This window comes from Bifidobacterium sp. LH_558, assembly GCF_056356295.1.
Genome location: NZ_JBKETZ010000004.1, coordinates 135214 through 158113, shown reverse-complemented (window position 1 = coordinate 158113; position 22900 = coordinate 135214). Strand labels below are relative to the sequence as shown.

At 60.6% G+C, this 22900-nt stretch carries 15 protein-coding genes and 1 pseudogene; 3 read left to right on the top strand and 13 right to left on the bottom strand.

Annotated elements, in window-relative coordinates; all coding sequences use genetic code 11:
- Positions 1–107: 107 nt before the first annotated feature.
- The 6 genes from AC1AV0_RS06865 to AC1AV0_RS06840 all read right to left on the bottom strand — a co-directional run bounded on the left by AC1AV0_RS06865 (position 108) and on the right by AC1AV0_RS06840 (position 9188).
- Positions 108–2072 (bottom strand): right-handed parallel beta-helix repeat-containing protein, encoded by a 1965-nt coding sequence (locus AC1AV0_RS06865; protein WP_476572456.1) that lies wholly within the window; start codon positions 2070–2072, stop codon positions 108–110.
- Positions 2073–2156: 84 nt separating this feature from the next.
- A complete protein-coding gene (locus tag AC1AV0_RS06860) occupies positions 2157–3749 on the bottom strand; it encodes a sialate O-acetylesterase (protein ID WP_476572454.1) in 1593 nt (530 codons plus the stop codon).
- 404 nt (positions 3750–4153) lie between these two features.
- On the bottom strand, positions 4154–5785 hold the full coding sequence (locus AC1AV0_RS06855; protein ID WP_476572452.1) for a glycoside hydrolase family 43 protein: 1632 nt from the start codon (positions 5783–5785) through the stop codon (positions 4154–4156).
- 89 nt (positions 5786–5874) lie between these two features.
- Complete coding sequence (locus AC1AV0_RS06850; protein WP_476572450.1) at positions 5875–6771, bottom strand: carbohydrate ABC transporter permease; 897 nt, start codon at positions 6769–6771, stop codon at positions 5875–5877.
- 2 nt (positions 6772–6773) lie between these two features.
- Positions 6774–7814 (bottom strand): carbohydrate ABC transporter permease, encoded by a 1041-nt coding sequence (locus AC1AV0_RS06845; RefSeq protein WP_476572448.1) that lies wholly within the window; start codon positions 7812–7814, stop codon positions 6774–6776.
- Positions 7815–7910: 96 nt separating this feature from the next.
- Complete coding sequence (locus AC1AV0_RS06840) at positions 7911–9188, bottom strand: ABC transporter substrate-binding protein (RefSeq protein ID WP_476572446.1); 1278 nt, start codon at positions 9186–9188, stop codon at positions 7911–7913.
- A 399-nt stretch (positions 9189–9587) separates the two neighbouring features.
- On the opposite strand from AC1AV0_RS06840, the gene AC1AV0_RS06835 reads away from it, so the two are divergent.
- Complete coding sequence (locus tag AC1AV0_RS06835) at positions 9588–10616, top strand: LacI family DNA-binding transcriptional regulator (RefSeq protein WP_476572444.1); 1029 nt, start codon at positions 9588–9590, stop codon at positions 10614–10616.
- Between the two features lie 23 nt (positions 10617–10639).
- Here the strand turns inward: AC1AV0_RS06835 and AC1AV0_RS06830 are convergent, their stop codons facing one another.
- The 5 genes from AC1AV0_RS06830 to AC1AV0_RS06810 form a co-directional block, all read right to left on the bottom strand.
- The gene (locus AC1AV0_RS06830; protein ID WP_476572442.1) at positions 10640–11890 is read right to left on the bottom strand and encodes an MFS transporter; all 1251 of its coding nucleotides are present in this window, start codon (positions 11888–11890) and stop codon (positions 10640–10642) included.
- Positions 11887–13605, bottom strand: a complete 1719-nt coding sequence (locus AC1AV0_RS06825) for a glycoside hydrolase family 43 protein (protein WP_476572440.1) — start codon at positions 13603–13605, stop codon at positions 11887–11889. Before AC1AV0_RS06825 ends, AC1AV0_RS06830 begins: the two co-directional genes overlap by 4 nt.
- Positions 13606–13964: 359 nt before the next feature.
- The gene (gene xylA / locus AC1AV0_RS06820) at positions 13965–15311 is read right to left on the bottom strand and encodes a xylose isomerase (protein WP_476572438.1); all 1347 of its coding nucleotides are present in this window, start codon (positions 15309–15311) and stop codon (positions 13965–13967) included.
- 135 nt (positions 15312–15446) lie between these two features.
- Complete coding sequence (locus AC1AV0_RS06815) at positions 15447–16211, bottom strand: hypothetical protein (protein WP_476572436.1); 765 nt, start codon at positions 16209–16211, stop codon at positions 15447–15449.
- A gap of 296 nt (positions 16212–16507) precedes the next feature.
- On the bottom strand, positions 16508–18157 hold the full coding sequence (locus tag AC1AV0_RS06810) for a DEAD/DEAH box helicase (protein WP_476572593.1): 1650 nt from the start codon (positions 18155–18157) through the stop codon (positions 16508–16510).
- 408 nt (positions 18158–18565) lie between these two features.
- Between AC1AV0_RS06810 and ettA the strand changes: the two genes are divergently transcribed.
- Together ettA and AC1AV0_RS06800 are read left to right on the top strand one after the other, a co-directional pair.
- Positions 18566–20245, top strand: coding sequence for an energy-dependent translational throttle protein EttA (gene ettA / locus AC1AV0_RS06805; protein WP_476572433.1), 1680 nt, complete (start codon positions 18566–18568; stop codon positions 20243–20245).
- A 297-nt stretch (positions 20246–20542) separates the two neighbouring features.
- The gene (locus tag AC1AV0_RS06800; protein WP_476572431.1) at positions 20543–21448 is read left to right on the top strand and encodes an acyl-CoA thioesterase; all 906 of its coding nucleotides are present in this window, start codon (positions 20543–20545) and stop codon (positions 21446–21448) included.
- Positions 21449–21457: 9 nt separating this feature from the next.
- Here the strand turns inward: AC1AV0_RS06800 and AC1AV0_RS06795 are convergent, their stop codons facing one another.
- A complete protein-coding gene (locus tag AC1AV0_RS06795) occupies positions 21458–21994 on the bottom strand; it encodes a DUF3180 domain-containing protein (protein WP_476572429.1) in 537 nt (178 codons plus the stop codon).
- Between the two features lie 75 nt (positions 21995–22069).
- Positions 22070–22561: pseudogene (locus AC1AV0_RS06790) on the bottom strand (2-amino-4-hydroxy-6-hydroxymethyldihydropteridine diphosphokinase); the annotation flags it as partial.
- Between the last annotated feature and the right edge of the window lie 339 nt (positions 22562–22900).

Genomic DNA, 22900 nt, shown 5'->3' with positions numbered 1-22900 from the left:
CCGCTCCGACGGACTTCATCGACGGCAAGGCCGGCCTTGTCAAGTGACAGATATCGTAAGGATTCGCCGTCAATCGGACACGCACTGTATCGCAGCCTCATCGTCGCTCACCATGCCCACACCACGACGCGGTTCTCCCCATCCGACAATGACTCGATTGGACCGGGAACACGCGTCTCTCCGCAGGACCTCCCAAGCAGATCAACATCCAGTACGACTTCGGTTCCATCCGGCTGTTCAAAACGTTCTTCGACGATGCGGGGCACACCCAGATCCTTCGAAACCGTCACGGGAATCTTTGTCTCCATCAAGCCATCGGGCACGTCGCATACGAGGAGCAACGTCTCGCCGTCCTCTTCAAGTCGTACCGGCATCGATTCGATATGGACGGCGTCCTGCTCATGACCGCTGTCGCCCGCACTGCCGCAATACACGTTATGCGCGGCATACAACGGCTGTAGCGGATTGCGCTCTCCCCCACCCTGGGACGGGTCGGCCCACATCGCGTGCAGTGCATCCAAATAGCCGGTCATATCGGTCGGATGCTCGGCATAGGATTCAAGCCCGAACAATCCGACAGCCGATTCGTTCCATTGCGGAGCGAACACGTTGCCGCGATAACGGTCGTCGCCTCCGGAAACGACCGCGCAACCAGCCACCTCGGTGCTGTGAGGGAAGTGGTAGGGCGTGGAACGATCCGGCACCGTATACAGGTCGATGGTGCCACAGACGAGGTTGTTGACGAAGGCACCGCCCTGCGACCAGTTTTGGAACATCACCGGCGAGGCGAAGATGTTGTTGTCCACCAGATAAGGACCGTGGCTCACTTCGATCATCACGTCGCGCACGTTGCGATGCATGATATTGCGGCTGATTCTGGTGCCCTGCGTCTGCCAGTCCATCCACAGTCCCAAAGAGCAGTCGGCGATGTCGTTATATTCGATCACGGTGTCAATGGCGGCATGGAATTTGATGCCCGCCACCTCCCAGCCGAAGAATTCGTGCTTTTGCGCGATACGACGGATGCGGTTGTGTTCGATGCGGCTGAACGCGCATCCCATATGGCCGACGATGGCGTTCTGCCCGCAGTCATAGATATGGTTGTTCCGCACGATATGCGAGCCGACCATGCCTTTGCGCCACCCGATGCGAAGCGCTTTGAACACGGATTCCAACTGATATTGGTAGCCGGTCTTACGCTCGGTTTTGGCCCATTCGTTGTTGCCGCTCGACAATTCCTTGCCCAACGACACCGCAGAGAACTTGGCGTCGTGAAGTACGTTGTCTTCGATAATCCAACCGTATGCCCAATTCGGACCGACCATGCCCCATTGCTGCGCGGTGGGAGGCGCCCAGTCTCCGGTGGCCTGAGCCATCTCGAAACCTCGTACGGTGATGTAGTTGACATGATTGCGGGATGGGAAAAAACAGGTGCGGCGCACACTGATTTCAACAAGCTCATTATTGGGATCGGCATCTTGGAAATTCGCCCAGATGGTGGTGGCTCCCTCAATATCGTCGACTTCGGCATGCCATACGTATCGCGTTTGATCAGGGTCAAGCACCGGTCCGATGGTTTTCAGCGCATAATCCTCGACCTCGGTACGTATCTGTGGATCATAAACGTCTTCCACAGCCGGCACCTCATAGAACGAGCGACCGTTGAGATACACGTCGCCCAGATGCTTGTCCGGCTCTTCGCCACGTTTGGGGGATTCCAGCCAGTCGCCGAAGATGATCTCCTTGAACGGATTGAAATCACCGAACAGCGTGTTCGCCACCGTGACCCGCCACACCGTGGGATATCCGTCAAGCGGCTCCCAGCCTTGGATTCGTTCCGAACCTTTGATGACGGGGCGTCCTTCGCCTTGCGCCGCCCGGTAGACGATGCGTTCATTCTCGCTGAGACCCCCGTTGCACGGGTCGACCTCTTCGCGGTACACGCCTTCATGCACGGTGACGATATCGCCGGGCTGGGCGATGCGGGCCGCGCGGTTGATGGTGGCAAAGGGACGGCCAACGCTGCCGTCGCCGGCATCCGCACCTGCGGAAGAGACATGGTATTCGGTCATCGCTCAGACTCCTTTGACTTCTATGACACGATATTGACGATGCAACAGTAACGGGATTCGCTTACTCATCGCGGTCTATCCCAGTCAGTCGCGAGGGAACGCCACACGCAGCGGCGTGAGCAACGAGCCCTTCTCGTTGCACAGCAGTCCGCGTTCTGGATTGTTGCGCCATGCGTACCGAATCTCATCCGGCCGGCGATCCGGCCGACGCAATCGGATATGGCAACCGTCGATGCGCGCCTCCACGGGCACGTCCAAGCCATCGGCCCAATGGAATGAGAATTCGCCCGGAGATTCGCCATCGATGGTCGAAAGCGTTATCGAATCAAGCAACGCCCCATCCGCCTTCATCCGTGAAATATGCTGATTCGCGAACGACAACACCACATCATCGCCTTCCATGCGTACGCCGGTCAGGCAGGGTTGAGGGCAATCACTGTCTCTCTCGTACACCAGCTGCATCGCGGCGTCGCACAGGCGTTCTCCGACCGGACGCTTGCGTACCGGATGCAGATCATTGTGCTCGCCAGCGTCCAAGGTCACCACCGTGGCGACATCGTCCACATCGCATGACACCTGCCATTGGGCTTCGCGTACCACCGGCCAGCCGCCATCTTCGACGCAATCGATATCGATATTGGGCAATTGGACGATCAGGAACGGCAAACGTTCCTGATTCCAACGACGTCTCCATAGGCCGATCATGGCGGTCAGCATGCGTCGATATTCCGCCGCACCATCGCCGGTGTTCGACTCGCCTTGATACCACAGCACCGCCCGGAGCGCGTATCTTGTGCAGACGGACAGCATCGCGTTATATAGGCCGATTGGTTTCCAGCGGACGAAATCCTCGTACGGACATTCCTCATCCGCCTGCGCCACCACGGCGTACCGCCATGCGCCGGACAGATCCACGCATTCGCCGCCCACACGCAGTTCCAAACGTTTGTCCGGCGTCACTCGGCCAAAGCCATGTTCGCAGGTCAATCTGATGCGAATCTCATTGGCACCTTCCCGCAGCACATTCTCGCCGATCCGGTAATCACGCAAGTCGTACCGGTTGTCACGTCCGCCAAGATGATGTCCATTCAGCCAGGTCTCATCGGCATCAACCATCGTCCCCAGACGCAGCATCGCCGGCAGTCCAGCCTGATCCCGACGCAGATAGATGGTCTTACGCAATTCGATTATGCCGCTCCAATGAGTCAGTCCCACGCAATCGAAGTTATTCGGCAATTCGATGTTGTTCCAAGACAATTCATCTTCCGACTGTGCCCGAAGCGCGAGTTCACGATGCCATTGCTTGATTCGAGCGATACTGCACGCGCTTTTCGCTTCGGCGACCCCCTCACCCAGATACGGGTTCAGCGCCTCCACCGCGGAAGGGAACGATGACAAGGTGTCACGGTCCATCCAACTTTCGATGGGCGACCCACCGAGCGACACATTCATCAGCCCAATCGGAACGTTAAGACGACGACGAAGTTCACGACCGAAGAAATAGCCGACCGCGGAGAACCCTCCGAGATGGTCGGGATCGCTGCCGGACCACGACCCCTCTTCATGGTCGGTCACCGGACCTTGGAAATCGTAGTGCGGAGTCACTTTGTACTGGCGTAGCAGGGGATCTTCCAATCGAGAGAATTCCTCCGGATATTCCTGGCGCACCCACGACATCGGCAATTCCATATTGGACTGTCCGCCACACAGGAACACTTCTCCCACGTAGCAGGTTCGTCGCAGGGAGTTGCCTGCGCTATCCGATACCGATAGTTCAAACGGCCCGCCGGACGCCAACGGTTCCACTATGGCTTGCCATGAACCGGTTTCGTCAACGCGTGTGGTTGAGCGTCGCCGTTGCAATTCGACGACCACTTCGCTTCCCGGAACGCCCCAACCCCAAATCGTCAACGGCATGTCGGACTGCAGCACGCAACCATCGCCAAACAGTTTCGCAAGCGCGAGTTCCATTCCACCCACTCCCTTGTAGGACATTGACACAGTGAATATCTATATGTGAGGGGCGGCCGCACAACCGCCCCTCCACGTTTGTCGAATCAACGAACGACGCCCACCTCGCTTTAGCCGAGGCTCGGCAGCTCCTTGTAATCGAAATGGTCGAACGTCGCTTCGGCACCGTAACCGGCCACGTCCACGCAGGCCATGCCGACGAACGCTCCGGTGAAGAAGCCTCCGTAGCGCTGGTTCACGTAGTCGTCCGACAACAGCTTCGCGTCGAGCTTGACCGGGATCTCATTCCAGTGCTCACCGTCGAAGGAGTATTCGTATGTGTAGAAGCGCGTACGCACCTTGGTGCGCAGCCACACCGCATCCACATCGTCCGGCACCACGATGGCGTCGTCCTTGAGGAACGAGGTGTAGACGCCGAAGTCGTTCTGCGCCACTTCGATCACGCGGGTTTCGCGCTTCTCATCCCAGGTCACGTACACCCACGACCAAGTCACGTCGGAATAGTAGTTGGTCAGACCAGCCATGGCCATGTAAGTGGTCGGGCGGAACTCGACCTTGGTTTCGGCATCGAAGTCGAAAGCCTGCCAGCGGCGCGCCACCAGCGACAGCTCATGCAGGTTGCGCAGCGATCCCTGCCCTCGCAGCGTCAGTTTGCCGCCGCCGACCCGACCCATGGCTTCGGTGAACGGCACACGCAGCGTGTTCCAATCATGCCCCAAAGTGTCGGATTCGAACTCGTCGCACTGCGAATGGTCGGCCGGAGCGATGGTTTCGATCGCATCCTTGGGCGCGTCGACATACCGTTCTCCTCCATGGCCGCCGACGATATGGGGCCAACCGTCCTCGTCCCATTCGACTTTTTGGATCGAGGTTTCGCGCCCCAACGTGCACCAGCCGCGCGGATCGTTGGCGGCTTCGGTCTCGTGATGCCACGGACGGGCGCACAACGAGGCGTAGTACCACTCCCCCGACGGCGTCTCGACCAGCGAACCGTGGCCCTGTTTCTGCAGGTAGGAGCGCGGGGTGTCGAAGTTGGTGATGAACGGATTGTCGGGCATGCCCTCGAAGGAGAGCGCGTCCAGCGTGCGGGATCGGGCGACCGACTCCTGATGCGCGTACACGGTGCCGCCCTCGGCCGCGAATAGATAGTAATAGCCGTTGATTTTGTACAGATGCGGTCCTTCGACAAGCTTGGCCTCGGTACCCGCCCAGATGGTGCGGGCGGTTTCGGGCTTGAGCCGCATCGTGTCGACGTCGAATTCGGTCAGCGTGATGCCGTCGAAGGGATGACGGTATTCGCGGAAATCCCAGGTCTGTTGCACCAAATACTTGCGGCCGTTATCGTCATGGAACAGGCTGGCGTCGAAGCCCACGCCGTTGAGGCGGATCGGCTCGCTCCATGGACCGTGGATGTCTTCGGTGGTGACCAGATAGTTGATGCAATCCTTGAAGGCGCCGTCAACCATTTTGACGTCGGTGTACACCAGCCAGAACTTGCCGTCGGCGTAGCTGAGATCGGGTGCCCATACGCCGCCGGACGAACAATTGCCTTTCATATCGATCTGGATGGTACGGTCCAACGCGCCGGGCAGCGTGTTCCAGTGCACCATGTCTTTGGATTCGTGCAGACGCACGCCCGGGAACCAGTCGAATGTGGAATTGGCGATGTAATAGGTGTCGCCGACGCGGATCATCGAGGGATCGGCGTGGAAACCGGTCAGCACCGGATTCGAGATCTTCATGTCTTCTTACTCCTTGCAGAACGAAAAGGAATCCGGGGAGACGGAAGAGGGAATCTCCCCGGACCACAGTGAGACGGTTGAAACGCGCCTCAGCCCTTGACCGCGCCAGTCAGACCGCCGACGATCTTCTTCTGGAAGATAGTAAAGCAGATCAAGGCGGGCAGCATCGCCAACGAGGTGAATGCGAGCACACGGGCGGTATCAACGGAATGTTCGGAACTGAACATCGACACACCAAGCGGCAAGGTGTAGTTATCGGAGCTGCTGAGCACGAACAGCGGCAGCATATAGCCATTCCAGCTGCCCACGAACTGGAGGATGCCGACGGTGGCGACGCCGGGCATCGACAGCGGGATGACCATGCGCCAGAAAAAGCCCAGTCGAGAACAGCCATCCAGCAACGTCGCCTCTTCCAATTCCATCGGGATGGATTGCAGGAACGGCACCAGAATGATGATGGTCTGAGGCAAACCGAATGCGATTTGGGGCAGAATGATGCCCGCAAGGGAATTCGACAATCCCAGGTTGCGAATCATCAGATACAGCGGCGTGATGCCAACCGTCATCGGGAACATCAGGCCGGCGGAAAACAGCGCATACATCAGCGGCGCATACTTAAAACGGTAGCGGGCGATGACGAAGCTCACCATGATGCCCAGCACAACCACGCCGACCATGGTGCAAATCGCCACGATCAGCGAGTTGCCAAGCTCAGTCCAGAACACATCGCTGGCGACCACCGCCAGATAATTGTCCCATACCCACGGATTGGGAAGACCCGACGGATTGACCGTGATCTGCGAATTCGTGCGGAAACCGCCAAGAACAATGTATAGCACCGGCGTCACGCAGACGGCCACCAGTATCAGCGCGAAGAAATACACGATGGGATTGCCCCACGGGGTTTTCACGGACACACGATAGCCATTGGCGGCTGAATACTTACCTCCGCGAGCTTTACGTCGCGCGGTCACACTTACGGACATGGTTACCTCACCTCATTGATCGCAACGGCCTGGCGACGAGCTTCTTCCTTCACTCGCTTCGCGGCACGTTTCTTCTGCTGCTTTTGCTCAAGAGCTCCATCAAGGTCACGGTTAAGAACGAAACGCTGGTACACCAACGCGATCACCAGAGAAATCAGGAAGATGATGATTGCGACGGCCGATCCATACCCGTAATTGCCGGAATCTCGTCCCTGACGCACCATGTAGGTGGCCATGGTGGACACACCGGCGGTCTCCGAGATGAAGCTGCCCCAAATGATGTACACAAGATCGAACAGCTGCAGCGAACCAATCATGGAAAGGAACACCCAGATACGCAGCGTCGGAGCCAGCAGCGGCAAGGTGATACGCCACTGCATCTGCCAGAAGCTCGCGCCGTCGACCTTCGCGGCCTCATACAATTCCTCCGGAATCGACTGCATGCCGGCCAGCATCAGGATGACCGCGAAGCCGATATATTTCCAGCTAATAAGCAGCAGCAGCGTGATCATCGCCAGATTGGGATTGGCCAGCCAATCAGGCCCTTCGATGCCCAGATAGCTCAGCAGTTCATTCACAGCGCCGGTCTTTTGCAGCAACAGGCTCCAACCGGTTCCCACGATGACCTCGGACACCACATAAGGAACGAAAATCAGCGTACGAATCAGACCGCGCCCTTTGAATTTCTGATTCAGCAGAAGCGCGAACAGGATGGCGAGCGGCGCCTGAATCACCAACGAACCGACAACGACTTCGAAGGTATGCAGCACCGCCTTCTGGAAGCTGGCGTCAGACAGAGCGGTGATATAGTTCTGCAGTCCTACGAATTCGCCGGTTTCCGAAGGCTGACCGAATCCCTTCCACTTATAGAAGCCGTAATAGGCACCGAAAAGAAGAGGCAAGATCACGAAACAGACGAATAAGGCAATCGCCGGTGCTGAGAGAACGGTGATTTCCACATAGCGACGGAGTTTGCCATCGCTTGGCTTTGAAGTGTTGCGAGACAGCCCCCACCGCTTTTTCGTCGCAGCTGTATTTGTCATTGTTGCTCCATCAGACAATCGTTACATATAAGGTTGGGCGGCTGGGTTGTGGGGCGGTTTGCGTACCACCCCACAACCCAGACCTCAGACGGGCGATCAGCCCTTCGCGGCGGCGTCTTCCATCGCGGTCACGATGTCTTCGGCGGAGCCTTGTCCCGACAGCAGGTTGACGACTCCCGTGTTCAGAGCATTGCCGATGTTGCTACCGAGCGCGGTATCCATCCACAGCTGCATCTCGGAGGACTCGTTAAGATACTCAATGATCTGCAGCAGGTTCTCATCGGTGGCGGCACCACGAGCTTCCTCGGAAGCGGGAATGGTGGAGAAATCGGTCGCATACTTCTCCTGCCATTCCTTCTCAGCCATGAAGTTCACAAAATCGACGGCGATATCGCTGGCCTCGGGATTGACGGAGAATCCGGTGGCGGCACCCATCAGCGCGCCATCCTCACCTTCGCCGCCGTCAACCGAGGGGAAGGCGAAGAAGCCCAGATCTTCCATCGCTTCGCCATCCTCGGTCAGGTCCCTGACCACACCAGGCTCCCACGTACCCATAAGTTCCATAGCGGCCTGATGATTCGCCAGCAAGCCGGCGGAAGAGCTGGCACCCTGCTGGGCGGTGGTGGTCAGATAGCCCTCATTGAACACATCCAGATCGGCAAGCTCTTGGAAATCCTCACCGGCCTTCACCCAGCATTCATCGGAGAAGTCCTGGTTTACGGTGCCAGCGGCATACGCCTCAGACGAGCACTCGCGCAGCGACAGCCAGTAATACCAGTGAGCGGCCGGCCAAGCATCCTTGGCGCCAAGCGCGATGGCGGCGATGCCCGCCTCCTTCAGCTTCAGGCAGGCTTCCTTAAGCTCTTCGAATGTGGTGGGGACCTCCGTGATGCCCGCCTGTTCGAACAAATCCTTCGAATACCAGATACCACCGGGCTGAACAGTGACCGGTACACCATAAATCTTGCCGTCATACGTGATGGACGACAACGACGAGGCCATCTGCGTGGTCACGGTGTCCGAAAGCTTATCTGTAAGATCCATCGCCTGGCCGGCGTTGACCATGTCCTGGGTCTTCGCGCCGCCAAGTGCCATGTACACGTCTGGACCGGAGGAAAGGTCCTGCATGGCGGTGGTCAGCTTGCCTTCAAAATCCTCGTTCTGAATCGCCTCGATATTGACCGTAACGCCAGGATTCGCCTCTTCGAAAGCGGCGGCAAGATCCTCCCAATACTGCTTGCCATCGCCGGCGGTGGCATTATGCCAGAACGTGATGGTCTGATCATCGTTAGCGCCATTCGAGCTACCGCAGGCGCCCAAGCCCACCACCGTGGCGGCTACAAGAGCGGCGGCTGCCAGAGACTTCAACTTCATCGTCTACTCCTTACCTTGTCTCGCGACGACTATATCTCGTCACGAAATCCTTTTGTCCTGTGTCATAAACTTTCGAAGGCAGAGATACAGGGAAAAACTGAATTCAACGAATGCCCAGAAGGATTTCCATCATTGATCCGCCGGACTTCCGCTCATCAACCTCCGAAATTCATTTCACTTCTTTCGAAAACTTCTACTTTGTTTTCGATGCCTTTAAGAATATACCCCTTTAGTACAATCGTCAAATTAATTAATCAGAGTAGAGCTGATACAAGAAAATGCTGATATTCCAACGTTTTCAAGCACACCATCGCAACAAATACGACACGAAAAACACCTATTTGCAAAAATCGAAACTTTCGATATAAGATATGCTTATCACTCAAGGAAGGATCGCTCATGCCAGCCAACGCATCCCATAACGCCCGTCGCCAATCGGTCCGACTTAGCGACATCGCCAAGCAGACGGGATATTCTCTGGCCACGGTATCGAAGGCCCTCAATGGACGCGCGGATGTCTCCGAAACCACTCGGCAGGCCATCGATGCTGCGCTACGCGACAGCGGCTACACTCGTCGCCCCACAACGCCCAAGCAGCAGCGACTGATCGAAGTGGTGTTCGAGGACTTCGAAACGGTCTGGGCTCTGGAGGTGCTTCGCGGCGTCATCGCCGAAGCCAAACAGCACGACCTCAGCGTTACCGTCACCGAGGGGGGCACCAAGCAACACCCCGACCCGTCATGGCTCGACGGCATGCTCCGCCGCCAACCGCTCGGCGCGATTCTCGTGTTCTCCAATCTCTCCAAAACGGAACGCACCAAACTCAAAGCCCGCAATATCCCCTTCGTGGTGTTCGACCCCTCCGGCGACCCTTCGGCCGACAGCCTTTCGGTGCAGGCCGACAATTGGACCGGCGGCGTCATCGCAACGCGCCATCTGCTCTCCTTGGGGCATACCCGCATCGGCATCATCACCGGACCGGATTACATGATGTGCTCGCGCGCCCGTCTGGACGGCTACTCGTCCGCACTGGCGGAAAAAGGCATACCCGTGGATCCGGTGTTGGTCACCGAGGGTGATTTCACCACTCCCTGCGGATACGCGCAAGCCATGGCGATGCTTGAGCACCCCGACACCCGCCCCACCGCCATCTTCACCGGCAACGACCTTCAAGCCATGGGCGTCTACGAAGCCGCCAGACAGCTTGGGCTGCGCATCCCCGAAGATCTTTCCGTCGTCGGATTCGACGATGTACAGACTGCCGCGTTCATGGGGCCGGCGCTCACCACCGTACGCCAGCCCTTGCAGGAGATGGCGAGCACCGCCACACGCATGCTGATACAAGCCACACGCGGCGAGACGCCGTCAAGCGTGATTCTGCCCACCAGTCTGGTCGTCCGCAACAGCACGCGAGCGCTGCACAGCTGAGAGACCGAACGTCTGAGACACAATCACGCGCCGCACCGCACAGAGCGGAAACACGCCGCTGACACCAGAGCGCACAATGCACCGAACACGAACACATAGGCGTATCCAAAGCGGCCGATCACGGCGGCACCGAGCAGAGACCCGCAAACGCCTCCCAAGGTGTTGGCGAGGTTCAAAAAACCCAGGTCCTTGGCGGCGGCGCTCGGATCCGGCAAAGCCTGCAGACTTATGGTCTGCACCAGCGCCGAATTCGTCCCCTGTCCCACGCCGACGATGCATGCGAAAACCACCAAACCAACAGGCGTGGGAATCAGGAACGGCACGATGATACCGACCGCGACCACCACCATAGTCGCAACGGTCAGTGAGCGGGTATGCCCCAAGCGGTCCACCACGGGCCCAGCCGCCACGCAGCACACCAGCCCGATCACCAGCATCAACGCCGAGTTCAGCGACAGCAACGCGGCCGCCCCCGCACGGTCCAATCCCAGATAATCCTGCATCACATACAGCATGTATCCGGTGGCCATATTCGAAGCGATCACCATCGCGAAACGTCCGGCAAGCACCTTGTAGAAATCCGACGCATTGGACGTGGGGAACATCAACACACGCAGCACACCACGCAACCCCAACGATTCACGGGGTTCATCCGCGTTCCCCGTCTCTCCCGCCAGCCATGCGGCGCACAACCCGCCAACCAGTGCGATCATAGCCAGAAGATCAACCCCAAGCCGCACATCGCCTAGGAACTGCGCGCTCATCAGCACACCCAATTGGGATCCCGCCATCTGCCCGATGCCATACGCCGACGAGGCCGTGCCGCGCCATCGTTCAGGCACCCGATCGGACATCTGGGCGATCATCGCGGCCGCAACCCCATTGACCACCAGCTCATACAAACACCATGTCACCAACATGCCGGCGATGGTGGAACTTCGTGCGAACGCGAGCAATACCAAGCAAGACAGCACCGAACAGGAAATAATCCACGGCCGGCGTTTGCCGAACCGCGAGCGCGTGCGGTCGGAGCATGCGCCCAGCACGATATTCGACAGCAACGCCACAATCATCGCCGTGGATGAGAACACCATCATCAGCGGCACTTTGTCGGCCGGAGCGATGTCTCCCACACGTTGCGGAAGCAGCGTCGTAATCGCCCCTTGATGAGGCATCAGCCAGCAGGCCGGGCCGATCACCAGCGAGACGGTGAACCGTGCGGATGGCCGGCCGACGTTCGTTTCGACATGCTGTTGCGTGACGGACCCGTTCATACGCCGACCATGCAGCCTACGAAGCCGCCCGACCACTCGGTGCTGAGGAATCTCGCATCGAAGGAGGCGAGCACGGTGGCGCTATGCGGCAGGCCCTGCCCCACACGCATCGGCAGCGATGGGCAGGCGAGGCCGAACTCCGAGATGGAATCCTCCACGGCAGCGAGGCACGACACCATGTTGTTATACAGCCGAACGCCGATCCACGCCGCATCCGTCGGCATCTCATACGAGGCCGCGGTGCTTACACCGGCGGTCAGCGTCTCGCAACGCAGCATCCCATTCTCAACATGGATGAGAACATGATTCCGTGAATCCTGGAACAGCATCAGCGACGAGTCGGCATCGCGCGAGACGCGACGCATCGCGGTGTAGTCATAGTCGTTCACACGCACGAACCGTTTGCCGGGAGCCTTGCCGATGGTCAGCATCTCGCTGATTGCCAAGGGCACCACGTGGTTCTCCTCCGCACTGTCATCCTCTGTTGGAGATGGATGGCTTCCGGGAATCTCCATGGTCTGCGGCAGGCGGCCGGATCCATGAGCGAGCACCGGCCATCCCGGATCACTGGCATCGCGGCCCGCTGACGGATCGCCTCCGGCGGAGAGTTTCCAGTTCGCCGGATCATGCCGCCAAGCCACCGGAGCCACGAAAGTCTCACGGCCGAAATAACTCAGCAGCTCCCCCTCGTTCTCTCCCGCGGTCTGGCGCACCCCCAAGCAGGTGAGCCACCAGCCGAGCGTGGGATGATGCAGCAGATCGGCATGTCCGACGCACTGCACCGGCTCGGACAGGCCCAAATGCCGATGGGTGAGGAAGGGATTCTTCTTGTCGGGATGGAAGAGTCGGTGGTATTCGCCGACCGCGGAACGCTCGTCGTCGCGCCCAGCATCGGACCACACCGCGCTCCCGTTCACATCGTCGCGGAACACGCGCAGCGCGGAGGCGAAGCCTTCAGGCGCGTGCACGCGCATCATCATCTCGCTGTGGTCGAAACTAGTGCCGCCTTCGGCCGTCATCAGATACAGATAATCGCCGATGCGATACAGATGCGGCCCTTCGGCCCATACCGCCTCAATTCCGTAACCACGCCAGATCACGGTTTTTCCGTAGTTGCCTTGCGAGTCGGAACTCTCCTCCAACCGCCATGTTTCAGGATTGATGCGCTGCGTCCAGATCTCGGTCTGTCCCTCCCACCGGGGTTGCAATGCGGGGCGCGTCTGCGCCCACCATACCGTGCCATCGACGTCCTCAAACACATCCGGATCGATGCCTTCCGCGCCGGCGATCCAATAAGGTCCCTCCCACGGACCTTCCACCGTATCCGCGGTGATGATGAAGTTGCCTTGCGCGGCCTGAACCTCATCCAATACAGCCTGTGGGACTCCAGCCTTTGCGGCGGCGTCGCGGTTCAGGCGGGCGACGGTGCATGCGATCACGTATTTGCCGCCGATATACCGCAGAGTGGGCGCATATACGCCACCGGAGTCCTCCATGAAATTCAGTAGCAGGCGATCGGCCATATCCTCATCAATCGCATGCGCGACGAGACGCCAGTGCGCCAGATCGGATGAAGCATGGATCGGCAGTCCGGGCACGAGTTCGAACGACGAATTGACCAGAAGGGCCTCGCCTCTTGACTCGCTCCATATCCAGCTGGGATCGGGATACATACCGGTCAGAATCGGATTGGAAAATGTTATCGCGTCGCTCATAATCCCGCCTTGACAATATACGCGGCCGTTTCTTCGCGCAGCATCGTGCGAAGCGGCAGATTGAAAGTTTCGAAGCCCTAATACTGGAAAACCGCCCGCAGCGGAGTGCTGCGGGCGGTTTTCCGGAAATGAAAGGAAAGAAGGAGATGGAAGAATGTGCGCCGGTCGGCGAACTACCTGTTGTTCGTCGACCGGCTATTTAGTTATTGGCTCGATCACAGCATTGCGCTGTGATCATCGCTCAAAACTCACGCGTTGCCCCGCAATTGCGGAGCGCTGCGCGCGCCCAGCGTCTGCTCGACTTCGGCTATCGCCTCAGTCTCGCCCAACGCTACTCAAAAGCCCACAGGGCTTTCGACTCACGCGTTGGCCAGGGTTTCGAGCATGTAGTTGTTGATCGTGGCCTTGACGGACTCGAGGTGATCGGACTTGGTCGCGGCGATGAGCTCGGACTGCGGCTTGTCGAGGCTGTAGGTCTCGAGGTCGGCCAGGGTGACCTTGCCCTCGTCGATGTCCTTGCCGATGCCGGAGTCGTAGGAGCTGTAGCGCTCGGCCTGCAGGTTCTGGATGAACTTGTCCTCGTGCATCTTCTCGGCGATCAGCAGACCGGCGGCGAAGGTGTCCATACCGGCGATGTGCGAGCGGAACAGGTCCTCCTCGTAGAAGGAGGTACGACGCGGCTTGGCGTCGAAGTTCAGGCCGCCCTTCGGACCGATGGAGCCCTCGTCGAGCACCTCCCACATCACGGTGGTGGTCTCGTACAGGTCGGTCGGGAACTCATCCATATCCCAGCCGATGAGCTTGTCGCCCTGGTTGGCGTCCAGCGAGCCGAGCACGCCGGCCTCGCGGGCGGTGCGGATCTCGTGCTGGTAGGTGTGGCCGGCCAGGTTGGCGTGGTTGCCCTCGAGGTTGAGCTTCATGAAGTCGATGTCGTAGGTCTTCAGGAAGGCGATGGCGGTGGCGGCATCGAAGTCGTACTGGTGCATCGTGGGTTCCTTGGCCTTCGGCTCGATCAGGAACTGGGCGTCCAGGCCGATCTCCTTGGCGTACTCATGGCACATGTGGAAGAACTGGGCCATGTGGGCCTGCTCGCGCTGCATCTGCGTGTTCCACAGGTTCTCGTAGCCTTCGCGGCCGCCCCAGAACACGTAGTTCTCGGCGCCCAGGCGCTTGGCGATTTCGAGGGAGTGCTTCAGCTGGCCGCCGGAGTAGGCGTAGATGTCGGCGAACGGCGAGGTGGAGGCGCCGGAGACGAAGCGCGGGTTGGTGAACAGGGAGGAGGTGTTCCACAGCAGCTTGACGCCGGTGGCCTTCATGTTCTCTTCGATCTTGTCCACAACCTTGTCGAGGTTGGCGTTGGTCTCGCGCAGGGTGTCGCCTTCGGGAGCGATGTCGCGATCATGGAAGCAGAAGTACTCGGCGCCGAGCTTGGTGAAGAACTCGAAGGCGTAGTCAACCTTGGCGAGGGCTTCGTCCATCGGGTTGGAGTACTTGCCGTACCACGGACGGTGCGAGGTGCCGGTGCCGAACGGATCGACCAGCTCCTGGTCGAAGGTGTGCCACCAAGCGACGCCGAAGCGCAGCCAGTCCTTCATCTTCTTGCCGGCGACGACCTTATCGGCGTCGTAGTAGTGGAAGGCGAGACCTTCCTGCGGCCCCTGCTCGCGGCCGACGTACTCAATCTTGTCGATATCCCACAGACCCATTTGGGCGCTCCTTTGCAGTAGTGGTTGCTGGAACTTACAGGTACATAATAAAACGAGCTAACTTAGTTTGTCAAATGATTTAATTTACTCGCGTGTGTCACGCGTGTTGCCTTGCAATCATTGGGATTCGCGCCCTCACATCAGACCGCGGGAAAGCTTGGTCCAGATGGTTTCGACGCCGTGGGCGCGCTCGTAGTCGCGCAGCGCGTCATACGCCACATGGCGGCCCGCGTCCCGCCCATGGAAGAACCGCACCAGGTCGGCGAACTGCGGCTGCCGCACATTCAACAGCTGGCAGAACCGCACATGCGCTCGATTCGCCTCCCCTCGGCGCAATATATGCAGCGGCTCCCCCACCAAGCGCCATACTCCATAAGACATGGCGATCCGCGCGACCAATGCGCCGCCGCGCACGCCGTCGAGTTCGCCTGCCAACCGGCGGTCCCTCACCTCATACAGCTGATCCGAGGCCAAATCCTCCAGCAGCAGCGTGCCGCGGACGGCCTCGGCGTTCAATACCCTGAACCACGACGCGCGATTCGAGGCCGAGACACGACGCAGATTCGCGTATTCGTTTTTGTCGATGTCGCAGGTCACGTTGAACCGGTACCGAGCGGCGAGATCGAACGGCGTCTCGCCCCGCTCGTCGATCTCGCAATCGAAGGCGAACCATTCCTCGAACGCGCATTGCATACGCGACGCGGCGTCACCGTCCGCCCCATGGGTCGTACCGATATTCGCCCACAACAGGAAGTCGCGCCAAGCGTCGCCATATAGCGCAAGGTCGGCGCGTTGGAACAGCACAGCAATGGCGCGTGGGGTCATCGTCGCGGGCAGCACCTCCAGAGATTCCTCGGAACGGCTGGAATCAATGGCATCGGCGCATACGGGCATGGTCATGGGTTCTCCCTTCACAAACGTGCGGACGGCGTCGTCACCGTCCGTTCGCCCGCAACCATAAAGCGGTCCTGTCAACCGGCGCAAGCGCTTCCGAAAAGCTGGGGACAGCGGTGGATAACTTTTGCTTTTCCACCGTTATGCACACCAGCGTGAGGGGCGCATCTACGACAAATGACCGATGGCGGGAAGCCATCGGCCATTCGAATCGATATCGGTTCACACATGCGCACGGGCAGTTCACTGACCGCCAACTTATGCCTGCGTGAGTATCAGTTCACGCAGGTGCGCGCACGAAATCAGCGACCGGCGCGGAAGGGTGCCGCGGCGCGCTTGCCGGAACGCGACGAGCGGAATCCGGCGGCGGAACGACGCCCGCCACGACCGCTTTCGCCGCGCGATCCGCGCGAGTCGGTGTTCCAATCGTTCCACTGCTGCGAACGCTTGCCTTCACGGCGCTGCTCGGTGCTCGCGGTGGACTTGCGGTTGTCGTACTTGCCGACCTTGCCGCCCGTGGCGCGCTCGTCACGCGACTTCACGCCCTCGGCGGAACGCTTGTGTTCGGAGCCAGTCGTTTTGCGGTACTGGCCGCCGGAGTTCTTGCCGTACGAGCCGGAGCCCTTGCGGCGGCGCGAACGCCCCGCGGAGGGATTGACCACCGGCACGCTGAGCGTCCAGCCATGCACCAGCGGCGCATGCTCGCCGACAAGCTCCTCAAGAGCCGGCGAATTCGGGGTGATCGTCTCGCACTGCACCTGGATGCCGGCGCGGCGCATCATCGAACGGGTGCCGCGCTCCTGGTTCGGCAGCACGAGCGTGACGACATCGCCCTTCTCGCCCGCACGCGCGGTGCGGCCGGAACGATGCAGGAAGGACTTGGGATCCTCCGGCGGCTCGGTCTGCACGACCATCTCCACATCGCTCACGTCGATGCCGCGCGCGGCCACGTCGGTGGCAACCAGCACGCGCACCTCGCCGCTGGAGAACGCAGCCAGATTGCGGTCGCGCTGGTTCTGGTTGAGGTTGCCCTGCAGGTCGACCGCGGGAATGCCCTGGTCGACGAGCTTCTTGGCCATGTTCTTGGCCTGGAATTTGGTGCGGGTGAACAGGATGCGCTTGCCCTTGCCGGAGGCGAGCTCGCGGATCACCTCATGCTTGTTGCCTTGGGAGACGGCGAACACGTGATGGGTCATGGTGTCGACCTGCGCGTCGGCGTCGTCGACCGCGTGCACGCGCGCGTCGGTAAGGAAGCGCTTGACCACCTTGTCGACGCCATGGTCGAGCGTGGCGGAGAACAGCATGCGCTGGCCGTCGGCGTCCACCTGTTCGAGCAGGCGGGTCACCGCGGGCAGGAAGCCCATGTCGGCCATCTCATCGGCCTCGTCAAGCACGGTGATCTCCACGGACTCAAGCGAAAGCGCGTTCTGGCGCAGCAGGTCCTCGAGTCGGCCGGGGCAGGCGACGATGATGTCGGCGCCGTTGCGCAGGTCGGCGATCTGTCGGCTGTACTTGACGCCGCCGTAGATGGTGGCGGTGCTCATGCCGTAGGCGTCGGCGAGCGGGCGGATCACCTCGTCGATCTGGTTGACCAGTTCGCGGGTCGGTGCCAGCACCAGGCCGCGCGGATGCGGCAGCATCGCCTTGCGGCGCGCGTCGTTGTCCTTGATATTGCGCAGCTGTTCGAACTCCTGCATGGCCAGTTCGGTCACGCTGGTCTCGTCGTTCAGGCGGGCGACCAGCGGAATCGCGAAGGCGAGCGTCTTGCCGGAGCCGGTGCGGCCGCGGCCGAGCAGATCGCGGCCGGCCAGCGAATCGGCCAAAGTGTCGGCCTGAATCGGGAACGCGGTGGTTTTGCCGTCCGTCGCGAGCACGCGCACCAGCGGCTGGGGAACGCCCAGCTCGGCGAAGGTCTTCGCGGGAGCGTCGGCGGAGTTCAGATTGCCGGACACGGTCGCGGCATTGTTGGAGAAGTCGGCGGAGAAATCCTCACGCACCTTCGGCGAGCGCGAACGGTCGCGGGAGAAATCCTTGGAATACGAACGGGAATTCGCTCCCCTGGAGCGCGATCCGTACCGTGAGCCGGAACGTGAACCGGCATGCGAAAACGACTTGGATTTGGATTGGTAATTCGGCACAATAGCCTTTCAGACTTCGAAGCCGATTACTTGTATCTTCTTTTCACCTGCGGCTTCGTAACAGACACTTCACTCTTTCAGTACCGCTCGACATTGGTGTGTCGCCCTTGCCTGCGCATCGCGCTTCGCCGCTGAGCGAAGCGTGGCCGCGCACGTAGACCCCTCAAGGAATAATGGGTGATGTTTTATGACCGAAACCCATTCCAAGAGAACGGAACAACGTTGGCTGAATTTGTGTATCAGATGATCAAGGCGCGCAAGGCCTTCGGCGACCGCGTGATCCTCGACGACGTGACCCTGAGCTTCCTGCCGGGCGCGAAGATCGGCGTGGTGGGCCCCAACGGCATGGGCAAGTCCACCCTGCTCAAGATCATGGCCGGCATCGAAACCGTGAGCAACGGCGAGGCCTCCCTCACCCCCGGCTTCACGGTCGGCATCCTGCAGCAGGAGCCGCCGCTGGACGACACCAAAACCGTGGGCGAGAACATCAAGATGGCCTTCGGCGAGATCGCCCAGAAGGTCGCGCGTTTCAACGAGATCGGCGAGGAGATGGCGAATCCTGACGCCGACTTCGACGCGCTGATGGACGAGATGGGCAAGCTGCAGAACGATATCGACGCGGCCGACGGCTGGGATCTCGACTCCCAGCTCGAGCAGGCGATGGACGCGCTGCAGTGCCCCGACCCGGATACTCCGGTGAACGTGTGCTCCGGTGGCGAGCGCCGCCGTGTGGCCCTGTGCAAGCTGCTGCTCGAAGCCCCCGACCTGCTGCTGCTCGACGAGCCCACCAACCACCTCGACGCCGAGTCGATCCTGTGGCTGGAGCAGTTCCTGCACCAGTACAAGGGCGCCGTCATCGCCGTCACCCACGACCGCTACTTCATGGACAATGTGGCCGAGTGGATCTGCGAGGTCGACCGCGGCCACCTCTACCCCTATAAGGGCAACTACACCACTTATTTGGAGACCAAGGCGAAGCGTATGGAGGTGCAGGGCGCCAAGGACGCCAAGCTCGCCAAGCGCCTCAAGGACGAGCTCGACTGGGTGCGTTCCTCCCCCAAGGCCCGTCAGGCCAAGAACAAGGCCCGTCTGGAGCGTTACGACCAGATGGAGCAGGAGGCTCGCAACAACAAGAAGCTCGACTTCTCCGAGATTCAGATTCCGGCTGGCCCGCGTCTGGGCTCCATGGTGCTCGAGGCCAACCATATCCACAAGGCCTTCGGCGACCGCGTGCTGATCGACGATCTGAGCTTCACGCTGCCGCGCAACGGCATCGTGGGTGTGATCGGCCCCAACGGCGTGGGCAAGTCCACGCTGTTCAAGACGATCGTCGGCCTGGAGCCACTGACCGGCGGCGAGCTGAAGGTCGGCGAAACCGTGAAGATCAGCTATGTGGATCAGAACCGCGCCGGCCTCGACCCGAACAAGAACCTGTGGGAGGCTGTCTCCGACGGTCTTGACTTCATCGAGGTGGCCGGCGTCGAAGTGCCGACCCGCGCCTATGTGGCGAGCTTCGGCTTCAAGGGTTCCGATCAGCAGAAGCTCACGGGCGTGCTCTCCGGCGGCGAGCGCAACCGTCTGAATCTGGCGCTCACCCTGAAGCAGGGCGGCAACCTGCTGCTGCTCGACGAGCCCACCAACGATTTGGACGTCGAGACGCTGGAAAGCCTGGAGAACGCGCTGATGCAGTTCCCCGGCTGCGCCGTGGTCGTCTCCCACGACCGTTGGTTCCTCGACCGCGTCGCCACGCATATTCTCGCTTGGGAGGGCGATGACGAGAACCCGGCCCGTTGGTACTGGTTCGAGGGCAACTTCCAGTCCTATCAGGAGAACAAGGTGGAGCGTCTGGGTGAGGAGGCCTCCCGCCCGCACCGCCTGCACCGCAAGCTGACCCGCGTCTGAGCGTTCGGCTGACCGGGCCGCCCGCCCCAACAGTCGGATGGCCCCAAGCCTGGCGATCACACGCTAGAGAAGGCCGTCGGAACCATCTTCCGACGGCCTTTTCGTATCCTCTTCCCCGGCCGAGTACGCACGCCGAGAAAATCTCGCCGAACCGGCAGCGCACAGCAGGCGAAGAAATGACGGATGATGACAATTCGTTACATTCCCTGACGAATACGGTTACTTACGGGCGCTAAACTGCTCTGCAGGATCAGAACACCACCGGCGCTCCCGAAGCGAGCCGAGAATCGAGGAATTATGACCGACGCCGCCGCGACCACCCCTCTGGATCATCTGGTGAACGTGCTGCGGTTGGGAAGGCCTTCCGATTACCGCAACCACACGTATATCAACGGCGAAAGCCTCTACTTCCCCACCGGACGCGTCTACGGCGGGCAGGTGATCGCGCAGGCGATGATGGCCGCGGCGAAAACCGCCCCGCCCAGCCGCCTGCCGCATTCCATCCACGGCTATTTCATCGCGGCCGGCGACATCCGCCAGGATCTGCTGTTCGACGTCGAAACGTTGCGCGACGGCCGCTCGTTCTCCGCGAGGCGGGTGAATGTGACGCAGGCCGAGGGGCCCATCCTCACCGCGATCGCCAGCTTCCAGGAGAGCGGTCAGTCCGGCGTCGAATTCTCCGACCCCATGCCCGATGACGTGCCCGCGCCCGAAACCCTGACCAGCGCCAAGGAGCTGATGACCCCGTACGCCGAGCGTTCCCCGTTCGCGAACTATTACGCGCAGAAGTCACCATTCGATATTCGCCATGTGACGCCCACGATTATGCTGGGTGCTGATAATGAGTCCGCCAAACGTGATTCCGGCAAGCAGATGGTGTGGATGAAGGTGGACGGCACGGTGGACGCGCCGCAGGTGATGCACCGCGCGATCCTCGCGATGGAATGCGACCAGGTGATGATGGAGCCGGTGCTGCGCCGCGCCGGACTGAGCATCTCCACGCCGGGCATCTCCTACGCGTCGATCGACCATTCGATGTGGTGGTACCGCGACATCGACATCAACCAGTGGCATCTGTACGTGCAGGACACGCCGACCGCCGCGCACGGCCGCGGCTTGGGCACGGCGAAGGTCTATTCGCAGGACGGCGAACTCGTGGCGGTGATGACCCAAGAAGCCATGATCCGCGTCCCGCACAAGTAACGCGAGGGGTTATTCGGCGGATTTGGAGACGGCGCCGGCCATTTGGCGGCTTCTGGCGGCCTTCTTCATTTTGGGGTGCTCCGCGCCTTCGCTGGGCGGCAGTTGGCACAGCCACTCCCCTATGATGCCGACCACCATATCGGCCAGGCAGACCACCACTGCGATCGCGCATTCGAGCACGACCTGCGAATAGTAATCCGCCTCCATATGCGAGATGGACAGCAGCGCCTGGCCGCCGTACCATCCGGCGAGCGCCGCGCCGGCAAGCCCCAAGGCCTTGGCCAGCACCAGCGTGTACACGGCCAAGGTGGGGTTGACGAAGGTGTTCGGGCGCTTGCGGGGGTCGGTGGTGGCGTATTTGTGCACCTGCAGGGCCAGCACGAGCACGATAACCCCCAATATGGCCAGCAGTACGGAGACGAACCAGGGCGCGCCGAGCATCGACGTTCCGCTCCGCTCGTCGTAGACGGCGATGCCTGCGCCGCCCAACAGGCCGAGCACGATGGCGATGAGGTAATACCACCATGAGGTGCGTCGTGCGTTCATGTGTTCTCCTTAAAATTCAACGCCTCGCCTGTCCGTGAAGAGGGGCTGCCGAGCGGGAGCCCCGCGGGCATGCGTTCAGTCGATCAGTCCCTGCGCTCCGAGAATCCAATTGTCGCTCAGCATGCCCACGAATCCCGCATCGGGGGCCATCGCCAGCAGGAACGAAACCGGGTCGCCTCCCAATTCGGCGTCGGGATCCATATCGAGCCACGGTGCCAGCACGCCCGCATGCTTGCGGGCCGAGGGCCACGGCACCCGGCAGTCCGGTTCGTCGGCGCGCACGCCTTCCATATCCACCAGATCCAGGTCCACCGCCCCTTCATGGGAGGCTTCCACCGCGCCAAGCACGCTGATGAGTTCGCGCGCGCTCATTCGGGTGGTGATTTGGATGACGGCGGCCATCGCGTCCGGTCCGGTGACGCTGCTGACATGGTAGAGCGGCGAAATACCCTCCACCTGATTGCCGGGGATGCCGTCGATCGCGACGATCGCCGCGCAGAATATCGCCTCGGCCCGTTGCGACACACTGTCCAAGGAGATGACGGCCCTGCGGGAGACGACAGCCGCGCCATCGTTCGGAAGGCCGCTTTCGGCGGGGGCAGCCGCGGCATGGGTATCGAAGCTGCGCACATTCCGGGCCGCGTCACCGCCATCGATACGACCGACACTGCCGGCATCGTTGAGTCCGTCAACACCATCGATGCCGTCAGCACCGTCGACGACGTCGACCCGCACATCGACGTCATGCGCGAAGGCCACGAATTCGCCGTCGGCGTCACGCACGATAACGTCCACATGCGCGCCCGAGGCGAGACGCTGCGCCTGATCCTGCGTCAGACGCAGCGTCACCTCGGCGTCGAGCTCCTGATGTTCGGTATTCGTCACGGTCTTCTCCGCCTTCTCTCC

Coding starts and splice junctions, on each gene's coding strand:
- AC1AV0_RS06860 (WP_476572454.1), bottom strand. CDS start 3,749: ATGTCGTGGGTGCGCCAGGAATATCCGGAGGAATTCTCTCGATTGGAA.
- AC1AV0_RS06800 (WP_476572431.1), top strand. CDS start 20,543: ATGACCGACGCCGCCGCGACCACCCCTCTGGATCATCTGGTGAACGTG.
- AC1AV0_RS06830 (WP_476572442.1), bottom strand. CDS start 11,890: ATGAACGGGTCCGTCACGCAACAGCATGTCGAAACGAACGTCGGCCGG.
- AC1AV0_RS06795 (WP_476572429.1), bottom strand. CDS start 21,994: ATGAACGCACGACGCACCTCATGGTGGTATTACCTCATCGCCATCGTG.
- AC1AV0_RS06865 (WP_476572456.1), bottom strand. CDS start 2,072: ATGACCGAATACCATGTCTCTTCCGCAGGTGCGGATGCCGGCGACGGC.
- AC1AV0_RS06840 (WP_476572446.1), bottom strand. CDS start 9,188: ATGAAGTTGAAGTCTCTGGCAGCCGCCGCTCTTGTAGCCGCCACGGTG.
- AC1AV0_RS06825 (WP_476572440.1), bottom strand. CDS start 13,605: ATGAGCGACGCGATAACATTTTCCAATCCGATTCTGACCGGTATGTAT.
- AC1AV0_RS06850 (WP_476572450.1), bottom strand. CDS start 6,771: ATGTCCGTAAGTGTGACCGCGCGACGTAAAGCTCGCGGAGGTAAGTAT.
- AC1AV0_RS06835 (WP_476572444.1), top strand. CDS start 9,588: ATGCCAGCCAACGCATCCCATAACGCCCGTCGCCAATCGGTCCGACTT.
- AC1AV0_RS06855 (WP_476572452.1), bottom strand. CDS start 5,785: ATGAAGATCTCGAATCCGGTGCTGACCGGTTTCCACGCCGATCCCTCG.
- AC1AV0_RS06815 (WP_476572436.1), bottom strand. CDS start 16,211: ATGACCATGCCCGTATGCGCCGATGCCATTGATTCCAGCCGTTCCGAG.
- xylA (WP_476572438.1), bottom strand. CDS start 15,311: ATGGGTCTGTGGGATATCGACAAGATTGAGTACGTCGGCCGCGAGCAG.
- AC1AV0_RS06845 (WP_476572448.1), bottom strand. CDS start 7,814: ATGACAAATACAGCTGCGACGAAAAAGCGGTGGGGGCTGTCTCGCAAC.